Genomic DNA, 20,117 nt, shown 5'->3' with positions numbered 1-20,117 from the left:
TCAGCACTCACGCAGATAAACGAGGGAATCCTGGTACGCTTTTGCCGGGTCGGCAGCACGCACTCGGCATTCGTACACGACAAAACCCGGATAATGGTCAGCCCGCAACTGGTCAAAAAGCGCGGCGAAATTCAGGCTCCCGCTCCCCGGCTGATAACGGTGATTATCAGCGATATGCACATGCCCGAGCAGGTCACGGTTCGCGTGCAGTGCCCCCGCAATATCGTCCTCTTCGATGTTCATGTGGTAAAAATCGCCGATGATTTGCGTGTGCTTGAGCTTATTTTCGGTGATATAGCTGCGGGCATCTGCCAGGGTGTTGATCATATGATCCTGATAACGATTGAGTGGTTCGAGCAGAACGGTCGTCCCGGTGCGGGCTGCGATCTCATCCAGGAAAAGCAGCGATTCGCTGACTGCTTTACGATCGCCCTCGAGGCTTCGCGGCGAGGTCATCGGCGGCAGACGGAAGGTGAACATCCCCCATGCGGCAGGTACCACAATGCCTTTTCCACCCACTTCCGCCAGGGCTTCGAGAATGCGCGCGATTTGCTGTAATCCATTGAGACGACGCTCTTCGATGAAATCACCAATCCAACCGTCATAGCCACCGCATGCGGTAGTCACCGGCAGCCCCGTCTCTTTGATAGCCGCTTTCACTTCGTCCAGATTATCCACCAGCAGACGGCCGTCAATTTCATAGCCGTCAAAACCCATCGCCTTGATATAGCGGAATTTCGCCAGAATACTTTCCGGAAAAAAGGGCTGATTCTGAGTTGCGATTTTCATAATTTGCTTTCCTTGCGCTTAAAAAGTGACGCCCATTTTGATACTCAGTTCAGGCTGTTTATCGACGAAGTTCATGTAGCTCTCCGGGCTTTCGCTGAACGGCACCACCGGGTCAATCAGGTCGTCACAGTTGAGATAACCGTTCATCAGCAATTCCCAGCAGGTTTCCTCGATACGCTTACGGTTCCAACGCGGATAGTCCGGATTAGGTTCGCTACACGCGCGGGAGAAGATGATTTTGGCGTTGTTGAAATGTGCTTCACGCCCGAGGTTGAAGCCCTCGGAAAACGGTTTGGCAAATGCGACGTATGAAATCGTGCCACCATAGGCCAGGCCCCGCAGCGCGGATTGCAGCGCGTCAGCGTAACCGCTGGTCTCGATGATGATGTCAGCGCCCTGCCTACCGGTCAGTTTTTTGATTTCAAGGCCGACATCGGTGCCGATCGGGTTCAGACACACATCGGCCCCGTGGCGACGCGCTATCTCACAACGATGGTCAATCGGATCGATGCCAATAACAACCGATGCACCAGCTTTTTTCGCCAACTGCACCGCAATTTGACCAATAGCCCCCAGGCCAATCACCACCACAAAATCGCCCACGCGAACATTGGCATCGCGCACACCGCTCATCGCGAACTGCGCCGGGTCATAACAGACCGCATTTTTCCACGACGCGCCAGCAGGCATTTTGCGCAGTTTGTAATTATTCACGGCATTAACAATGACGGTTTCTGCCAGTGGGCCGTAGCAGCAGACACTGTCACCTTCACGATAGTCTGTCACATCGGCACCACACTGAATGATGTCGCCAACCACCATATTTCCGAGCTGGAAGTTGCCGAACTCAATGCCGCGCGGCGCGTTAGCCTCCCGAGCGGTAAAGAGCTGCCACTCGGTATCAAACTGCTCATCAATAAAGGGGCTGGCCGCACGGAAATCAACCACTTCGGTGCCATGCTTTGGCGCGCCGTAACGCACACGAACTTTAACTTCATTTGCTGCTACCGGCAGGTCCTGATATTCCACCAGTGCCGCGATGCGCGGAGCAGTTGCCACTAATTTTTTCATCATTCATACCTTGTCAAACTGACTGCCTTAGCCCTTAACGCCGCCGGCTGTCAAACCACTCTTAATAAAGCGCTCGGAAAGCGCGTACATGATAATGACGGGCAGCGCGGTCACCAGCGATGCGGCCATCATTCGTCCCCAGATATAATCCGGCGTACTGAACAGCGTGTTCAGTCCCACTGGCAGCGTGAAATTCTCTGCACTGGAGAGGAAAATTGACGCAAACAGATAGTCGTTCCACGCCACCATAAAGCAGTACACAAACACCGATATCAGGCCGGACATCGCCAGCGGCACCGTGATACGGAAGATGATTTGCAGCCGGTTCAGGCCGTCCATCATCGCTGCCTCCTCGATTTCATTCGGGATAGTGTCGAAGTAGCTTTTAAGCATGAAAATGGCTGTTGGCAGCGTTTGCGTCACCATGGTGACGATCAGCGCCAGTTCGGTGTCGTAAATGCCCAGAGCGGTGATGATTTTGAACAGCGGCACCACCAGCAGAATCCCGGAGAACATGTAGACGGTGTAAAAACTGGCATTGATGGTTTCACGGCCGCGAAAGCGCAGTTTCGACAATGCCCACGCACCGAGCGTCCCGAGGAATAGCGAGATAGCCGACGAAACAATCGACACCACCAGGCTGTTACGGAAATAGCTGACGAACGGGAAAATCAGCGGATTAAAAATATCGATGTAGTGCTCTACGGTCCATTGCTGCGGCAGCAGCGTCGGATGCAGTGAAATAGCCTCTTTCGCACTTTTAAACGAGGTCATCAGCATCACAAAGAACGGAAACAGTGTGAAGCCGAGGAACAGCGCCAGCCCGACGTAAAAAAGCACGGCACTCCTGCGACGTTGTTTATTTGTTGCCATTGAAATTCACCCGTTTTCTGGTCAGCAGAATCACTGCAAATATGATCACAAACAGCACCACGGAAATCGCGGCGGCTTTACCCAAATCGTTAAAGGCAAACGCCGTTTTATACAGATAGACGCCAAGAATATTGACCTTCGTGGTCAGCAGATAGACATCAGCGAACATGTAGAACATCCAGATAGTGCGTAGCGTTACCACGGTCGCCAACACCGGCATGATCGCCGGAAGCGTGACGATGCGAAAACGCTGCCATCCATTTGCCCCGTCCATTTCCGCCGCTTCGTACAGAGATTTATCAATGGTCTGCAATATGGCTAAAAACGAAATAAAGGCGTAAGGGAAATAACGCCATATGGCGAACAGCACCACCAGGACAAAGCTGCTGTTCGGGTTGTCAAACCACAGCGGTGCCTGCTTATACAGTCCCAACACATCTACGCCGAGGTAGTTCACGATCCCGTAGCCGTTGTTGAACATGTATTTCCACGCAAAGACCAACGAGATTGATGGCGTCACGTAGGACAACAGCACCAGCGAGCGTGCCGTTTTGCGCAGACGGAATTCGCGGTTGAAAAACACCGCCACCGCTAGCCCTAACCCGGTACTGCCCAGCACCACCAGTGCGGTGTACCAGAAGGTCATCCACAATGAGTGCCAGAAACCCGGGTCGCTGAGAATACGTGTGTAGTTATCCAGCCCGACGAAGGTCGACGCAATGCGTGGGTTCAACGGCAGGTGCTGAAAACTGATTTCGATATTGGAGACCATCGGCCAGGCCACCAGACCGGCCAGCAGCAACAGGCTTGGGCCGAGCAGCATCATGGCAAACGGTAAGTCGGAGCGACCCGACATCAACTTCTTCATCATCCCGTATCCTGCCTGTTTCATGGCTGTTGTACGAGGGCATCGAGGCGTTTTTGCCCTTCAGCCAGCAGCGGTTCAATCGGTTTTTTACCTACCGTCGCGGCATTGACCATGGCGCTGATGGTTCCTGAACCAGTGACATCGCCCATTCGGGTAAAGTTTTTATCGCCAACAGCACCGAACACCTTCACGTTCGGAAATTGGGCAATCAGCTCATATGGCAACTGACCAAACGCTTTGATAACCGGGTTTTCTTTCCATGTCGCGGTGTCGACCACGCTTTTGGTCATCGGTAATGCCGCGCCTGGTGACATCATTACCCAGTCGGCGGAATTCTGTGGCTTCTCCATCCATACGACGAACTTCTCTGCCGCCTCTGTTTGTGCCTTTTCCTGACCTGCGGTGATGGTCAGAGACGTCACTGTGCCGTATACCGCAGGCGTCGTTTGCGTCGGCACCATAAAGCCCAGATTGGCCGGATTGCCTTCTTTGTAAACCGCCGGGAGAATGTAGGTGGAATAGACCGCCATCGGCGCAGAGCCATTCATGAAGGCATCTTTTATCTCCATCACATCGTTGGACCCAGGCATCGTGGTGGTGGCTAAATCGCGATAGAACGCCAGCGTGTTGCGCATTTCTGGGGTATCGAGTGAGATGCCACCCTGACTGTTAAATACGTTGGCGTTGTTCGAAAGTGCAAACTGTGAGAATGCTTGCTCGGTCATTACACTCTCTGCGGTAGGCAGCGCAATACCATACTTTTTGTTCGCCGGATTGTTCAGCGCTTTACTTGCGGCTAATAATTCCTGCCAGTTATGAGGTTCCGCGACTCCCGCGGCCGCCAGCACGTCTTTGTGATACCAGACTCCAGAAATCCAGGCACTGATGGGTGCCCCAGTCCAGGCTTTTCCGTCTTCGGTGCGCACGATGCGTAATACGCCGTCGTAGAATTGATCCTCACCGATATCACTGATGGATTTGGCGATGGCACCCCGGTCCAGCAATTGCTCTTTATCCAGTACTTTGGCGTAGTCGTGGCTGACTTCCATCACCGCAGGCAGCGCCCCGGTCCTCGCCAGGGTGATGACTTTGGTGTTAAAGGCATCTTCTTCGACCGGAACCGGTTTAACGACAATGCCCGGATTCTCTTTTTCAAAGCGCTCAATTAATTTCGTGATCACTGCCTGGCGCTCTTGCTCCACCGACGAGTGCATAAATTCAATCGTGACGGTTTTATTATCATCCCGGCACCCTGAAATTAGGACGCAGGAAACCAGAGCCGTTACCAGCACAGTTTTTGCCATTTTCATTTATTCTTCCTTTTATTTATCCTGAATCCACATTACCTGCCATGGCGCAAGATTCAATTCACAATCAGTTAAATCGCAGTCGCTTATTAATTCTCGGGCATGGTTATACTGCTGATGAATACTCTGTGGGCGATCGCTGAAATTAAATAAACCTGTAATACGTTGGTTGTTTTCCGTCGTTCGGGTAATTTGCATTACGCTGCGATTGATCGCGGTAAATTCGGCTTTCGCATTCGGATGAAAAGCATGGTGTTCACGACGCAAAACAATCAGGCGCGCCAGTCGATGATAGACGCGTTGACGCAGACTGCCCGCTTGAGACATTGCCGCTTCGATTTCATCCAGGTCATATTTCTGACGATTGATCGCCCGGTTATAACCTGCATTTTCAACGCCAGCGTAGTCATTACGTGAACCAAGGATGCTTTGGATATAGATGGCTGGTACGCCCGGAAAACTGAGCAATACCGCATGGGCCAGCACAAAGCGGGCAATTCGGTCGTCATCACTGCTGGATTTCGGGCTTAACGCATCCATGTAGGTAACGTTGATTTCATACGGGCTACGACTGCCGTCCGGGTTGTTTTTCCAGTTTACCAACGCACCCTGCTGCTGCAATTTTTCAACAAGTTGCAGGATATCGTCTTCTGGCAGGATCCCACGCAGCGGGTTGAGCCCAATCCCGTCATGAGAGGCAAGGAAGTTAAACCAGGTGGTGTCCGCCGATGGAAGCATCAAACTCTGCGCCCATTGGCAAAGCGTTTCTACATTTGCGCTGTGCATGGCATGCAGCACCAGTGGCGGCAGAGAGAATTGGTATACCATCTGCGCTTCGTCGTGGCCGTTACCGAAATAGGCGACGTTGTCTTTGTGCGGGACGTTGGTTTCAGTAATGACCACCGTACCCGGAGCGACCTCTTCCGCGATTGCGCGAAAGAGCTTAATTAACGTGTGAGTTTGCGGCAGATGAATGCAGGAGGTGCCCGGCACTTTCCACATGAAACCGACGGCATCCAGACGAACATAATCTGCACCCTGCTCCAGGTAATGCAACAGAACGTTAACCATCGCAATCAGCACCTCCGGCTCGGCAAAATTAAGGTCGATTTGATCGTTGCTGAAGGTCGTCCATAGATGGCGCACTGACGCATCGCTTAAGGTAAACGGCGTCAGCAATGGCAAGGCTCGCGGACGGGTCACAGCGGAAAGGTCGGTGTCGGGGTCAACGGCGATAAAGAAGTTTTCGAAGCCAGGTTCCTGACGCAGATAGCGGGAAAACCATTCGCTTTTCGCGGACATATGGTTGCAGACAAAATCAAACATCAGATTTGACGAGCGCTTGAGGTCGGCAACGTCCTGCCAGTCACCCGACGTCGCTTCGACCAGATGATAATCCACCACAGAGAAACCATCGTCAGAAGACCAAGGATAAAAAGGTAAAAGATGAACGTGGGAAAAACTTTCCTTCAGCCAGCGATTAAAAAAACCAGTAAATATCGGCAGGCTTTTCTTTCCCTCTGAACGAATTTGATCAGCATAGGTAATTAATACTACATCCTGCTGATCCCAGCTCATTTTACGTCGTTCGCTAATACGTAGTTTTGCTTTTTCAATATCTGAAAAAAGTTGCGTCATCTGGTGCGTTAAAAATGAATTGCCATACACACTGTCAATCAGAGGTTTTATTTTTTCTTTCACGTTTATTTTCCATGGTAGCGGTCCCACGGACTGAAATCTACTCTCCGGAAAATGCGATGTCAACGCGATGAGCATGGGAAAAAACGCAAAAAGAGGATCTGTGTCCACTGGAATGCATTAATTGTGAGCTGCCGCAAAAAAATGAGGTAATGCGATGCAAAGAAAGGCGAGAAAAAAGGAAGGTAAGGAAAAAGAAAGGGGGAGAGCCCTCCCCGTCTGTCAGGAGAAATACTTGCGTGACATGCGGCTGGCAAAACGTGCCAGCACCGGTTCAAGCGCCACCGCCAGCAGCATTTTAATCGGGCGGCGAGCAACGGATTTGATAGCCCAACCGGCAACGCCCGCCGGGCCGTAACGCAATGCAGTCAGCAAAACCAACTTACCCGCGATTTTCAGGCCGGGTTTCAACTTCTGCCCGGTACGTTGCCATGTTGAATTCATCAAATGCCTCTCTCAGTTACAGCTGGCGAAAACGGCTGCGCAGCGAAAAAGTGTCGGAAGTGACGTAGCGCTCCATTTCACGCAAACGCTTTTCACTCGCCGCCAGCTCGGCATCCACCGCGTTAAGCAGTTCGCCGCTGGACGGCATTTTCTCGCCGTACATTTCATTGTCAGGGATCGGGTCGAGGGCAAACGTCATAATGATATAAGCCACCACCACGAAGAAAAACAAGCCAAAAATCATGGCCAGCACGGTAATCAGACGCACCAGTTTCACCGGAACGTCGAGCCAATGTGCAATCCCGGCACACACGCCCTTCACCATGCCCTGCTGTGGAATTCGCCACAGCTTCTTACTGAAATCTAATCCCGCCATTATTGTTCTCTCCAGTTCGGATGTTCCGCGTCGAGAATGTGTTCCAGCGCCTGAATGCGTTCCCGCATCCGTTTCGCCTCATCCGTCAGCTGCGATAAACGCTGCTGCTCGCTCTGCGACAAATCAGCGCCGGAGCGGTTGCTATAATGCAGCCACAGCCAAACCGGCAGGACAAACAACACAAACAACGTCAACGGTATGGCCAGAAATAGCGCGCTCATGGGGTCTCCTTACAGATGATGAGCGGCGGTGTGTTCAGCACCGCCTGAAAATGACTATTCGTTATCCTGTTTCATTTTGGCGCGCAGCTCAGCGATTTGCGCGCTGATGTGGTCATCGGCTTTCAGTTCTGCAAACTGCTGATCCAGCGTTTTCTGTTTGCCAAAACCGTGGCTTTCCGCTTCGGCTTCCATATGGTCGATACGGCGTTCGAAGGACTCAAAACGCGCCATCGCTTCGTCGATTTTGCCGCTATCCAGCTGACGACGCACATCGCGGGAAGAACTCGCCGCCTGATGACGCAAGGTCAGCGCCTGCTGACGAGCGCGGGTTTCACTGAGTTTATTTTCCAGCTCACCAATCTCTTTTTTCATGCGGGTCAGCGTTTCATCGACCAGCGTGATTTCACCTTCCAGCGTGCCGATAATGTCGGTCAGCTTCTGTTTTTCGATCAGCGCCGCACGCGCTAAATCTTCTTTCTCTTTACGCAGTGCCAGCTCAGCTTTTTCCTGCCATTCAGCTTGCTGCGCGTTAGCCTGTTCTACGCGGCGAGTCAGGTGTTTCTTTTCTGCCAGCGCACGGGCCGAAGTGGAACGCACTTCCACCAGCGTGTCTTCCATCTCCTGAATCATCAGACGGACCAGTTTTTGCGGATCTTCAGCCTTCTCCAGCAGTGAGTTGATGTTGGCGTTCACGATGTCGGCAAAACGAGAAAAAATACCCATAATTCAAATCCTCATACGTTCAGTTCTGTTATCGGGCATGGCCCTGCTGATGAGATAATACAAATGCCGTGCCAACTTTTTATGTTATTGATTTTACACGCCATGGTTGAATTGTGTCTCTCGGACGGCTACAGTGAAATGGCGAATTACACTAACTAGTGGCGAATTTCATCATGGCAGAATACAAGGACAACCTGCTCGGCGAAGCGAACAGCTTTCTCGAGGTGCTGGAACAGGTTTCACGGCTGGCGCCGCTGGATAAGCCAGTGTTGGTTATCGGCGAGCGCGGCACCGGGAAAGAGCTTATCGCCAACCGCCTGCACTTTCTTTCTTCGCGCTGGCAAGGTCCGTTTATTTCACTGAACTGCGCGGCGCTGAATGAAAACCTGCTCGACTCAGAGCTTTTCGGCCACGAAGCGGGCGCCTTCACTGGCGCGCAGAAGCGCCACCCAGGGCGATTTGAACGCGCCGATGGCGGCACGCTGTTCCTCGACGAACTGGCAACCGCCCCGATGCTGGTGCAGGAGAAATTACTGCGGGTGATTGAGTACGGCGAACTGGAGCGCGTGGGCGGCAGCCAACCGCTGCAGGTCAACGTGCGTCTGGTATGCGCCACCAATGCCGATCTGCCACAGATGGTCAGCGACGGAACCTTCCGCGCTGACCTCCTCGACCGCCTGGCTTTTGACGTGGTGCAGCTTCCACCACTGCGCGAACGGCAAACGGACATCATGCTGATGGCGGAACACTTTGCGATTCAGATGTGTCGCGAGCTAAACCAACCCCTGTTTCCCGGCTTTACCGACCATGCGCGCGAAACCCTGCTCAGCTATCGCTGGCCGGGAAATATTCGTGAACTGAAAAACGTTGTGGAACGGTCGGTTTATCGCCACGCCAGTTTTGAAGCGCCGTTGGATAACATCATTCTCGACCCGTTTCAGCGCCCGGTCACGGTAGAAGAAGCAGCTGAAACCCACGCCCTTTCTCTGCCGCTGGATTTACGGGAGTTTCAGCAGCAGCAAGAAAAAGGCCTGTTGCAGCAAGCGCTACAACAGGCCCGATTCAATCAAAAAAAAGCAGCTGAACTCTTGGGTCTTACCTACCACCAGCTGCGTGCATTGCTGAAGAAGCATCAGCTCTGAGAGCCTATCCCAGCCATCCATTGCCCGGCGGCGCTACGCTTGCACGGGCCTACTCAGCAGGGCGGCACTTGCCAGCATCGAACCCAGACACAATGCACTGTTGAACAACAGTGAATACTGCGCGGCGTGAGCCATGCCTAAGGGCAGCAGCATGGCGTAAATCGACGCGGTGATCGCAATGCCCATCGCACCACCGAGGGAGCTGCCCATTTTGTAGATGCCGGAGGCCACGCCTACTTTCTCCTCCGGCGCATTCACGACGGCGGTGTCAGTTGACGGCGTGGCGTAGCAGCCGAGGCCTAATCCCAACAGAATGTTGCTGAAGAACACGATGCCGATGTAAACCGATTTTTCGAGGAAGGTGCACGAAATCAGCGCCACACCGATACAGGCAATCACCGGGCCGAACATCATTGGTAGACGCGCCCCGTAGCGCTGGAGCAGCTTTTCACCGACGCGGATCATCACCAGCACCGTCACCAGATACCCCATCGTCATCATACCCGTCTGGAACGCCGACATGTGATGCCCTTGCTGCAGCCAGATGCTGGTGATCATCAGCGTGCCGATGCAACCGTTAAGCATGAAGTTCGACAGCACCGCTCCGCTGTAGGCGCGATTTTTAAACAGGGCAAAATCAATCAACGCCTCATCGCCTTTACGCAAGCCCGAACGAACGAACCACAGCGTCGCCAGCACCGCCCCGCTCAGCATGGACAGCGACAGGCCGCTGCTCCATCCCCAGCTGTGACCTTTGGTGATAAACAGGTTCAGCATCACCAGCGCTGTCACGAAGCTGAACAGTCCGCCGAGATCCAGCTTACGGTTTTGTGCACTTTCACTTCGGCTTTCCGGCGTCCCGCGAATCAACAAAAAGGACACCAGCGCTGCCACCATCGAGAACACAAAAATCCAGCGCCAGCCCAGGCCGGTAGCGATTGCGCCACCCACGAACGAACACAACCCACTGCCGCCCCAGGAACCAATCACCCAGAAGCTGATCGCCCGCTGACGGGCCTTACCTTCATACCAGGTTTTGATCAGCGCCAGAGTCGCAGGCATGATGCACGCCGCCGATAATCCCTGAATCACCCTACCCGCCAGAAACAGCACCGGGCCGTGTGACATCACCAGCAGCGCGCTGCCGACAATGCTGAGCACAAGACCGATAAGCGTCAGGCGTACGCGGCCAAATTTATCCGCAAGCCCGCCGCTGGCCACCACAAAGCAGCCGCTGAATAAGGCGCTAAGACTGACCGCCAGGGTCAACGTTTCCAGTGAAATGTCGAGACTGCTTTTCATCGCCGGAACCACGTTTATGACCGACTGGGCAAACAGCCAGAAGGTCAAAACGCTCAGAACAATGCCCATCAGCAGCCGGTCATTACCGGCAAACGGACGGGTTTCTGTCAGGGGAACGGTAGTCATCGTGCGGCCCTCCTTCGTGTTCGGTCATCAACGCAGATAGTGTTCGGTCAGCCCGCTCCACAATGCCGCGCCGGTGATGAGGATCTTGTCGTTGAAGTCATATCCCGGGTTATGCACCATGCAGCGATCCGGTTCGTCGCCTGCGCCGATGGTGAAATAGCAGCCGTTCGGATTCTTTTCGAGCATGAAGGCGAAATCTTCACTGCCCATAAACGAACCGATGGTGACCACTTCATCCTTACCAAACAGATCGCCCGCTACGCTGCGTACCATGTCGTTTGCAGCCGGATCGTTTTTCAGCACCGGGCTGCCGTTGACGTGCGTCAAAGTGGCCGTTGCGTTAAAGCTTTCCGCCTGGGCGATGGCGATGTCATGAATGCGCTGCAGCACGGTCTGGCGTACTTTTTCGCTGAGGGTACGCACGGTGAGTTTCATCAGCACTTTTTCGTTGATGATGTTCGGCGCATGTCCGGCCTGGATGCTGCCGACGGTGACGACCGCTGGCTCAAACGGCGTGATATTGCGCGACACAATTGACTGTAACGCCACCGTGATATGGCACGCCACGAGAGTGGCATCTACGGTGTGTTCTGGCACCGCGCCATGACCGCCCTTACCCGTCACTTCGATGTGCAACGTGTCGGATGAGGCCATCATTGCGCCATCGTGCAGGCCAATTTTGCCAAGCTTTTGCGATGGCATATTGTGCAGACCGAAAATATGGTCACAGGGAAACTTATCGAATAAGCCGTCCTCAACCATTACGCGCCCACCGTACAGTAGTTCTTCCGCAGGCTGGAAAATCACGTGCAGCGTGCCGCTGAAGTTGCGCGTGCGCGCCAGATATTCCGCCGCATACAGCAGCGTTGTGGTGTGACCATCGTGGCCACAACCGTGGAATTTACCGTCTGTTTTACTGGCCCACTCTTTGCCACTGCTTTCCTGCATCGGCAGCGCATCCATGTCGGCGCGGATACCAAGCCGTTTGCTGCCGTTGCCCACCTTGAGGGTACCAACCACGCCGGTGCCTGCCAGGCCGCGATGCACCTCGTATCCCCATTTGGTCAGCAGTCGTGCTACTTGGTCGCTGGTTTGATGTTCTTCGAAGCCAATTTCCGGATTCTGATGGAAGTGACGGCGCAGTTCGATGAACTGCTCTTCGGTGTCCTGCAGCGCTTCAACAATTGGATGTGTCATTTTTGTTATCCCTTTATTGCTTCACAGTGATAATGTCGAGTTTATGCCGCCACAACCCCGGCAAAGTGCGTTTTTTTGTTGTGAAGTAACGCATTCTTAATGACTGTTTTTCATACAATTCAGTTATGACAAAAAACAACAGGTTTTATTTTGTCTTGATGTGAGGTAAGTCATGGATCAAAGCGGCAGCGAGTTTGCAGTTACAGTTCTGGACGTGCGTCAGCTCAGCCAGGAAGAAAGCAATGGCCTGACGCTGCTGTGGATGCTGGAAGGCAGCGCTGAGCTGCAAACCCAGGAGAGGCGGCAACTGCTCGAGGCCGATAATCTGACCGTCATCAACCGTAATCAGCGCTGGCAGCTTTCGAGCGTAGTCCCAAACGCCACATTACAGGTCACGCTTTCCGGCCATTGGCTTACGCGGCTGTACAGCGATATTTTTACCCATGACTACCACATTCCCGATGAAACCAGCGGCAGCTGGCCGCAGTGCGATGAACTGCGGCATTTATTACGCCAGCTATTAGTCGTTACGTTGATTAATCACCAGAGCCGCTACCCGCTGGAGGCCAACCGCTGGCTCGGCGAAATACTGCTATTACTGACCACCCGTTTTCAACAACCGGCACGCATTAGCCAGCGGGTAGACAATCCGGGCTGGAGCAAGCGAATTACGCAAGTCGTGGAACGTATTGACGCCAGCTATACACGACGCATCACCCTGGCGGAAATTGCCATGGCGGAGTTTGTGTCCGAAGCCTGGCTTTCCCGGCTGTTTCGCAAGGAAGTCGGGGTCAGCTTTATGCAGTACATCACCACCCTGCGACTTGAAAAGGCGGCGGATGCGCTGCGTTTGACCAACCGCCCGCTGCACCAGATTGCTCTTGAACAAGGGTTCGCCAGCACCCGTATGATGAGTGACCTGTTCCGTCGTCATCACAATATGACCCCGCGTGAATTTCGTCGCCTGCGACAGAATACGGCCGCTGGCGCTCGCCCACGCATGGCCACCAGCAACAGCCTGTTTCCGGTAGCGGTCGACCGATTGTTCAGCCTGCTGAATGAGCCGGAAACGTGTGGCTGGGAGCCGTCACCGTTGACGCTACACCAGCAGCAGGAACGCGTAGTTGATTTACGTGATGTTGACTCGCGCGTCGCCCCGCTTCGCCACTCGCGGGTGATGATTACCCTGCGCGAACTCGACGATTTGCTGCGAGAAGACGTGCGCCGGGAACTGGAAGCGCTTGATGCGCAGATCCCGATTTACGGGATCGACATCAGCGAACCGTTCCTTAGCAGCCGCCTGTTTGCCACCGGTTGGGACGACCCGCTGATGGCGGGTTATGCATGCTGGTATAACCTGCATCAGATTTTCACCTGGCTTGCCGAGAAAAAATGGACCGTGCTACTGCATACCGGGCTGACAACTCGAGCCGATTTGCTGCGTCATTTCCTGCAACAGTCGGTCAACCATTTTCCTGCGGACGTAACCGCGGGCTGGCAGTTCGTCTGGCACTGGTCCTCGCAGGCCAGTGAAGATGCACGGCAAAACGTCTGGCAGACGCAACGATTGACGCTCAGTGAATACCTGCCACGTGCCAAATTTGGCCTGTGGCACCGCTTTGCGGTGAACAGTTTGCCCGAGCATGACGAGGCACTTTATAACTCATCAATATTAAAACAGGCCGATTTTCTGGCCTGTCCGGCAGATGCCAATGAACTACTGGATTTGGCACAGCTCGACCCTGCCCGTCTGGCATCGACGGAAAACTACCCGGTACAAAAGATTCGGCAAATTCAAACTGCGCTTCGCCAGCAACAGCGTACCCTGCCGCTGTGGCTGCTCTCCTGGAACACACTGACCGGCAATACCCGCGCCACCAACGGCTGGTTTTTCCGCGGCGCGCTGTTGATGCACAATCTCTTGGGACTGTCAGAACAGGTCTGGCTGGCGGGGTTCTGGCTCAATTCAGGTTTGCAGGGCGAAGCGCGCGCCAACGACACTCTCGACACTTCAAGCCTGGCGTTGCAGTACAACCATGGCCTGCCGCGACCGATTTATTGGGTGCTGTGGCTATGGCAAAGGCTGCGTGGCGAAGTGCTGGTTAACGACAAAAATCTGCTGCTGTTGCGCCACGAAGGACGTTACCAGTTGCTGCTGCGCAACACGGTGGTTTTCAACCCATGGCTCTCGAGCGAAGAGGCGTTTATTCAGCGCTTTCGCCAGCAGTACCGCATTCAGCTGCAAGGGCTCAGCGGAAAATGGCGCATCAAATCGCATCTGTACGACCAGCACAACGGCGCGCTGTTCCCGCTACTGGACGCGTTCACCGTCGCCAGCGGCCCCGACGAAGAAGTGTGGCGCTGGGTAAGGCATAAAGCCCGCCCGACGCTTGCGGTCTGCGACGAACATCTGCATGACTGCTGGCAGACCACCGATTCACTGGAGAGTAATGCGCTGGTGCTTTACGAGTTAACCCCACTAACCTGATGACTTTTGCAGCGGTTAGTCGCAGAGTTTTGTACCTGGCTGCGGTAAGTGCGATACACTTTGCAGATCGGTCTGAATTATGAAGAAATTATGCGCCTGAAATTATCATCTTTATTGGCAGTGATGGGGTTACTGTGCGGCAGCGTGATGGCTGCCACGCCGCCCGCATTGGCACCGCATGGCGACATTCGCGACAGCGGTTTCGTCTACTGCGTCAGCGGCCAGGTGAATACCTTTAACCCGCAGAAAGCGGGCAGCGGCCTGATTGTCGACACCCTTGCGGCACAAATTTACGACCGCTTGTTAGACGTTGACCCGTATACCTACCGTCTGGTGCCGGAGCTCGCCGAGAGTTGGGAAGTGCTGGATAACGGCGCAACGTACCGCTTCCATTTGCGCAATGGCGTACAGTTCCAGAAAACGTCGTGGTTCCAGCCCACGCGCGCGCTGAATGCCGATGACGTAGTCTTTACCTTCGAGCGCATTTTTAACCGCAATCATCCGTGGCATAACGTTAACGGGCCAAATTTCCCTTATTTCGACAGCCTGCAATTTGCCGATAGCGTCAAAAGCGTGCGCAAACTCGACGGCCACACCGTTGAATTTCGCCTGAAACGCCCGGATGCCTCGTTCCTGTGGCATTTAGCCACACACTACGCCTCGGTGATGTCCGCCGAATACGCGGCGAATCTCATTAAAATCGGCAAGCAGGAATTGATGGACCGCCAGCCCGTCGGCACCGGGCCTTTTCAGCTTGATGAATACCGCGCCGGGCAGTACATTCGCCTGCAGCGGCATCCAGGATTCTGGCGCGGTGAACCATTGATGCCGCAGGTGGTGGTGGATTTAGGTTCCGGCGGCACAGGGCGTCTGTCCAAGCTGCTGACCGGGGAGTGCGACGTACTCGCCTGGCCTGCTGCCAGCCAGCTCACTATTCTGCGCGACGACCCGCGTTTACGTCTGACGCTGCGCCCTGGCATGAACATCGCCTATCTGGCGTTTAATACAGATAAGCCGCCAATGAACAATCCGGCGGTACGACACGCGCTGGCGCTGGCCATCAATAACCAGCGTCTGATGCAGTCGATTTATTACGGAACCGCCGAAACCGCCGCGTCAATTCTGCCGCGCGCATCGTGGGCCTACGATAATGAAGCTAAAATTACCGAATACAATCCGGCAAAATCGCGCGAGCAGTTGAAAGCGCTGGGTCTGGAAAACCTGACGCTGCGCCTGTGGGTGCCGACCACCTCACAGGCGTGGAACCCAAGTCCGCTAAAAACCGCCGAACTGATTCAGGCCGATATGGCTCAGGTGGGGGTGAAAGTGATCATCGTTCCGGTGGAAGGTCGTTTCCAGGAAGCGCGTCTGATGGACATGAACCACGACCTGACCCTCACCGGCTGGGCAACGGACAGTAATGACCCCGACAGCTTCTTCCGCCCACTGCTAAGCTGCGCGGCGATTGGCTCCCAGACTAACTTTGCGCACTGGTGTAACCGCGAATTTGACACCGTACTGCAAAAGGCATTGGCCTCACAACAGCTGGCTTCCCGCATCGACGCGTACGACGAAGCACAGCAGATTCTGGCAAAAGAATTGCCCGTACTGCCGCTCGCCTCATCGCTGCGGTTGCAGGCCTATCGCTATGACATCAAAGGCCTGGTGCTGAGCCCGTTTGGCAACGCCTCCTTTGCGGGCGTGTCGCGTGAAAAGCAGGAAGAGGTCAAAAAACCATGATCATTTTTACCCTTCGCCGCCTGCTTTTACTGATGGTGACACTGTTTCTCCTGACCTTCGTCGGCTTCAGCCTGAGCTACTTCACACCTCATGCGCCGTTACAGGGTGCATCGATCTGGAACGCCTGGCTGTTCTGGTTCGAAGGCCTGCTGCACTGGGACTTCGGTGTGTCCAGCATCAACGGGCAGCTGATTTCTGAGCAGCTGAAAGACGTGTTCCCGGCGACCATGGAACTGTGCATTCTGGCCTTTGGTTTTGCACTGCTGGTCGGCATTCCGGTCGGAATGCTGGCGGGCATCATGCGCAACAAATGGCAGGACAACACCATCAGCGCCTTCGCCCTGCTCGGCTTCTCCATTCCCGTATTTTGGCTGGCGCTGCTACTGACGCTGTTTTTCTCATTAACGTTGGGCTGGCTGCCGGTTTCCGGGCGTTTCGACCTTTTGTACGAGGTGAAAAATGTCACCGGTTTTGCGCTGATCGATGCGTGGCTGTCGGATTCTCCCTGGCGCGATGAGATGATCATGAGCGCCTTGCGCCACATGGTGCTGCCGGTGCTGACGCTGGCCGTTGCGCCGACTACCGAAGTGGTCCGTCTGATGCGCCTGAGTACCATTGACGTCTACGACACCAACTATGTGAAGGCGGCGGCAACACGCGGCGTTTCTCGCTTTACGATTTTACGTCGCCACGTACTGCACAACGCCCTGCCGCCAGTGATTCCGCGTCTCGGCCTGCAGTTTTCCACCATGCTGACGCTGGCGATGATCACCGAAATGGTGTTCAGCTGGCCGGGGCTTGGCCGTTGGATGATTAACGCCATTCGCCAGCAGGACTATGCGGCGATTTCCGCAGGTGTAATGGTGATTGGTGCGCTGGTCATTATTGTGAACGTGATTTCGGACATTTTGGGCGCCATGGCTAACCCGTTGAAACATAAGGAATGGTATGCCTTACGATAGCGTCTATCTGGAAAAACGCCCTCCCGGTGTAATACGCACCGTCTGGCGTAAATTCTACGGCGATACGACCGCGATGATTGGCCTGTACGGCTGCGCGGGTCTGGCGCTGTTGTGTGTTTTCGGCACCTGGTTTGCACCTTACGGTATCGATCAGCAGTTTTTAGGTTATCAGCTGCTGCCGCCGTCGTGGTCCCGCTACGGTGAAGTGTCGTTCTTCCTCGGAACCGACGATCTCGGGCGCGATGTGCTGAGCCGTCTGCTCAGCGGCGCGGCTCCGACCGTTGGCGGCGCCTTTGTCGTCACCCTCGGCGCCACGATTTTCGGGCTGGTGCTTGGCGCGTTTGCCGGTTCCACTCGCGGCCTGCGTTCGGCGGTACTGAATCATATTCTGGACACCCTGCTCTCTATTCCGTCCCTGCTGCTGGCGATTATTGTCGTCGCTTTCTCGGGGCCGCATTTGTTGCACGCGATGTTCGCCGTCTGGCTGGCGCTGCTGCCACGCATGGTGCGCTCGGTTTACAGCATGGTGCATGACGAGCTGGAAAAAGATTACGTGGTTGCCGCCCGTCTTGACGGCGCAACAACACGCAACATTTTGTGGTATGCGGTGCTGCCTAACATCGCTGCTGGCCTGGTGACTGAAATCACCCGCGCGTTGTCGATGGCGATCCTCGATATCGCCGCGCTGGGCTTTCTCGATTTGGGCGCGCAGCTCCCTTCCCCAGAATGGGGAGCGATGCTGGGCGATGCGCTGGAATTGATTTATGTCGCGCCGTGGACCGTGATGCTACCAGGGGCGGCGATTATGGTCAGCGTACTGTTGGTGAACCTGCTGGGCGACGGTATTCGCCGTGCCATTAATGCGGGGGTGCAATAATGCCATTACTTGATATTCGTAATTTGACCATCGAATTTCGCACCAGCGAAGGCTGGGTAAAAGCGGTAGACCGCGTCAGCATGACCCTCGCGGAAGGGGAAATTCGTGGTCTGGTGGGTGAATCAGGTTCGGGCAAAAGCCTTATAGCTAAAGCGATTTGCGGCGTGACCAAAGATAACTGGCGCGTTACTGCCGACCGTATGCGCTTTGATGATATCGACCTGCTCCGCCTGTCTAACCGTGAACGTCGTAAGCTCGTCGGCCATAACGTGTCGATGATTTTCCAGGAACCGCAGTCCTGTCTTGACCCGTCCGAGCGTATTGGCCGTCAGCTGATGCAAAACATCCCAAGCTGGACCTACAAAGGCCGCTGGTGGCAACGCGTCGGCTGGCGTAAACGTCGGGCGATTGAACTGCTGCACCGCGTCGGTATTAAAGACCATAAGGATGCGATGCGAAGCTTCCCGTATGAACTGACGGACGGCGAATGTCAGAAGGTGATGATTGCCATCGCGCTGGCTAATCAGCCACGATTACTGATTGCCGATGAGCCGACCAACGCCATGGAGCCGACCACTCAGGCTCAGATTTTCCGCCTGCTCAGCCGACTCAACCAGAACAACAACACGACCATTTTGCTGATTAGCCACGACCTGCAAATGCTGAGCCAGTGGGCAGACAAAATTAACGTGATGTACTGCGGGCAAACGGTTGAAACTGCGCCGAGTGAAGATCTGGTGAGCATTCCGCATCACCCGTACACTCAGGCGCTGATCCGTGCGATGCCGGACTTTGGCCGCTCAATGCCGCATAAAAGTCGTCTGAACACTATGCCCGGCGCCATTCCTCTGCTGCAATCGCTGCCGATTGGCTGTCGTCTTGGACCTCGCTGCCCTTACGCCCAGCGTAAATGCATTGAAAGACCGCGGCTGACCGGCGCGAAAAACCATCTTTTCGCCTGTCATTTCCCGCTGAACATGGAGAAAGAGTGAAATGGTCGAGACCCTGCTGGAAGTCCGCAATCTGAGTAAGACCTTTCGCTACCGTACCGGGTTGTTCCACCGTCAGACGGTCGAAGCGGTTAAACCGCTGAGCTTTACCCTGCGTGAAAGACAGACCCTGGCGGTGATCGGCGAGAACGGTTCCGGTAAATCGACGCTGGCGAAAATGCTGGCGGGAATGGTGGAACCCACCACCGGTGAGCTGCTGATTGACGATCACCCGCTGGAATACGGCGATTATTCGTTCCGCAGCCAGCGCATCCGTATGATTTTCCAGGACCCATCGACCTCACTGAACCCGCGTCAGCGTATTTCGCAAATCCTCGATTTCCCGCTGCTTCTGAATACCGATTTAGATCCAGAGGCCCGTCGCAAACAGATCATCGACACTTTGCGTCTGGTGGGTTTGCTTCCGGATCACGTGAGCTATTATCCGCACATGCTTGCCCCTGGCCAGAAACAGCGTCTGGGTCTGGCTCGTGCACTGATCCTGCGTCCAAAGGTTATCGTTTGTGATGAAGCGCTGGCCTCGCTGGATATGTCGATGCGTTCTCAGCTCATTAACCTGATGCTCGAATTGCAGGAGAAACAGGGGATTTCGTACATCTACGTCACTCAGCATCTCGGCATGATGAAACACATCAGCGATCAGGTGCTGGTGATGCATCAGGGCGAAGTTGTCGAACGCGGCAGCACCGCCGACGTGCTCGCTTCCCCGCTGCATGACCTCACCAAGCGTCTGATTGCTGGGCATTTCGGTGAAGCGTTAACGGCGGATGCGTGGCGCAAAGACCGCTGAGGACTATCTTAAGTGGTCGGATTAACTCTCCTTCCACTCTATGCTAGAATCGCGACGTTTAACGACGGCCTGCCTATAATTGATGCAGCCGCTACAAAAATGACATAAGGATT

The 20,117-nt window shown here is 54.5% G+C and carries 19 protein-coding genes; 7 read left to right on the top strand and 12 right to left on the bottom strand.

What is annotated here, in order from left to right; translation table 11 throughout:
• The 10 genes from ycjR to pspA all read right to left on the bottom strand — a co-directional run bounded on the left by ycjR (window position 1) and on the right by pspA (window position 8,370).
• The gene (ycjR, locus tag MUU46_RS20800; protein WP_159758896.1) at window positions 1-789 is read right to left on the bottom strand and encodes a 3-dehydro-D-guloside 4-epimerase; all 789 of its coding nucleotides are present in this window, start codon (window positions 787-789) and stop codon (window positions 1-3) included.
• 18 nt (window positions 790-807) lie between these two features.
• Entirely contained in the window at window positions 808-1,860 is a 1,053-nt protein-coding gene (gene ycjQ / locus MUU46_RS20795; RefSeq protein WP_159759292.1) for a D-guloside 3-dehydrogenase, read from the bottom strand.
• 27 nt (window positions 1,861-1,887) lie between these two features.
• Window positions 1,888-2,733, bottom strand: coding sequence for a carbohydrate ABC transporter permease (locus MUU46_RS20790; protein ID WP_159758894.1), 846 nt, complete (start codon window positions 2,731-2,733; stop codon window positions 1,888-1,890).
• Window positions 2,720-3,601 carry a carbohydrate ABC transporter permease gene (locus MUU46_RS20785; protein ID WP_133460298.1) on the bottom strand — a complete coding sequence of 294 codons (882 nt, stop codon included), beginning with the start codon at window positions 3,599-3,601 and terminating at the stop codon, window positions 2,720-2,722. The genes MUU46_RS20790 and MUU46_RS20785 overlap by 14 nt, the downstream gene beginning before the upstream one ends.
• Before the next feature lie 20 nt (window positions 3,602-3,621).
• Entirely contained in the window at window positions 3,622-4,911 is a 1,290-nt protein-coding gene (locus tag MUU46_RS20780) for an ABC transporter substrate-binding protein (RefSeq protein WP_258966540.1), read from the bottom strand.
• Window positions 4,912-4,923: 12 nt separating this feature from the next.
• Window positions 4,924-6,636 carry a sugar phosphorylase gene (locus MUU46_RS20775; protein ID WP_309582949.1) on the bottom strand — a complete coding sequence of 571 codons (1,713 nt, stop codon included), beginning with the start codon at window positions 6,634-6,636 and terminating at the stop codon, window positions 4,924-4,926.
• Window positions 6,637-6,828: 192 nt separating this feature from the next.
• Complete coding sequence (pspD, locus tag MUU46_RS20770; RefSeq protein WP_159758888.1) at window positions 6,829-7,050, bottom strand: phage shock protein PspD; 222 nt, start codon at window positions 7,048-7,050, stop codon at window positions 6,829-6,831.
• A gap of 16 nt (window positions 7,051-7,066) precedes the next feature.
• On the bottom strand, window positions 7,067-7,426 hold the full coding sequence (gene pspC / locus MUU46_RS20765; RefSeq protein ID WP_258966538.1) for an envelope stress response membrane protein PspC: 360 nt from the start codon (window positions 7,424-7,426) through the stop codon (window positions 7,067-7,069).
• Complete coding sequence (gene pspB, locus MUU46_RS20760; protein WP_110507958.1) at window positions 7,426-7,647, bottom strand: envelope stress response membrane protein PspB; 222 nt, start codon at window positions 7,645-7,647, stop codon at window positions 7,426-7,428. The genes pspC and pspB overlap by 1 nt, the downstream gene beginning before the upstream one ends.
• A gap of 54 nt (window positions 7,648-7,701) precedes the next feature.
• Window positions 7,702-8,370 (bottom strand): phage shock protein PspA, encoded by a 669-nt coding sequence (gene pspA, locus MUU46_RS20755; protein WP_159758884.1) that lies wholly within the window; start codon window positions 8,368-8,370, stop codon window positions 7,702-7,704.
• Between the two features lie 173 nt (window positions 8,371-8,543).
• Between pspA and pspF the strand changes: the two genes are divergently transcribed.
• The gene (gene pspF, locus MUU46_RS20750; protein ID WP_258966537.1) at window positions 8,544-9,512 is read left to right on the top strand and encodes a phage shock protein operon transcriptional activator; all 969 of its coding nucleotides are present in this window, start codon (window positions 8,544-8,546) and stop codon (window positions 9,510-9,512) included.
• A gap of 33 nt (window positions 9,513-9,545) precedes the next feature.
• On the opposite strand, the gene MUU46_RS20745 is transcribed toward pspF, so the two are convergent.
• Together MUU46_RS20745 and MUU46_RS20740 are read right to left on the bottom strand one after the other, a co-directional pair.
• Window positions 9,546-10,940 carry an MFS transporter gene (locus MUU46_RS20745; RefSeq protein WP_159758880.1) on the bottom strand — a complete coding sequence of 465 codons (1,395 nt, stop codon included), beginning with the start codon at window positions 10,938-10,940 and terminating at the stop codon, window positions 9,546-9,548.
• Between the two features lie 27 nt (window positions 10,941-10,967).
• Window positions 10,968-12,137, bottom strand: a complete 1,170-nt coding sequence (locus MUU46_RS20740) for a M20 aminoacylase family protein (RefSeq protein WP_258966536.1) — start codon at window positions 12,135-12,137, stop codon at window positions 10,968-10,970.
• A gap of 172 nt (window positions 12,138-12,309) precedes the next feature.
• Here MUU46_RS20740 and MUU46_RS20735 point away from each other — a divergent pair, with 172 nt between their 5' ends.
• From MUU46_RS20735 to sapF, 6 genes are all read left to right on the top strand, one after another.
• Window positions 12,310-14,625, top strand: a complete 2,316-nt coding sequence (locus MUU46_RS20735; RefSeq protein ID WP_258966535.1) for a helix-turn-helix domain-containing protein — start codon at window positions 12,310-12,312, stop codon at window positions 14,623-14,625.
• Between the two features lie 90 nt (window positions 14,626-14,715).
• Window positions 14,716-16,365: an ABC transporter substrate-binding protein SapA gene (gene sapA, locus MUU46_RS20730; protein ID WP_258966534.1), complete on the top strand. Its 1,650-nt coding sequence runs from the start codon at window positions 14,716-14,718 to the stop codon at window positions 16,363-16,365.
• Window positions 16,362-17,327 (top strand): putrescine export ABC transporter permease SapB, encoded by a 966-nt coding sequence (gene sapB, locus MUU46_RS20725; protein WP_159758872.1) that lies wholly within the window; start codon window positions 16,362-16,364, stop codon window positions 17,325-17,327. The genes sapA and sapB overlap by 4 nt, the downstream gene beginning before the upstream one ends.
• Window positions 17,314-18,204 carry a putrescine export ABC transporter permease SapC gene (sapC, locus tag MUU46_RS20720; RefSeq protein WP_159758870.1) on the top strand — a complete coding sequence of 297 codons (891 nt, stop codon included), beginning with the start codon at window positions 17,314-17,316 and terminating at the stop codon, window positions 18,202-18,204. The genes sapB and sapC overlap by 14 nt, the downstream gene beginning before the upstream one ends.
• A complete protein-coding gene (sapD, locus tag MUU46_RS20715; RefSeq protein WP_159758868.1) occupies window positions 18,204-19,196 on the top strand; it encodes a putrescine export ABC transporter ATP-binding protein SapD in 993 nt (330 codons plus the stop codon). The genes sapC and sapD overlap by 1 nt, the downstream gene beginning before the upstream one ends.
• 1 nt (window position 19,197) lies before the next feature.
• Entirely contained in the window at window positions 19,198-20,004 is an 807-nt protein-coding gene (gene sapF / locus MUU46_RS20710; RefSeq protein ID WP_159758866.1) for a putrescine export ABC transporter ATP-binding protein SapF, read from the top strand.
• Window positions 20,005-20,117 lie beyond the last annotated feature (113 nt).

Source organism: Scandinavium tedordense (assembly GCF_024764965.1).
Lineage (GTDB): Bacteria > Pseudomonadota > Gammaproteobacteria > Enterobacterales > Enterobacteriaceae > Scandinavium > Scandinavium tedordense.
The sequence above is the reverse complement of the archived record's forward strand: the minus strand, read 5'-3'. Positions and strand labels throughout refer to the sequence as shown.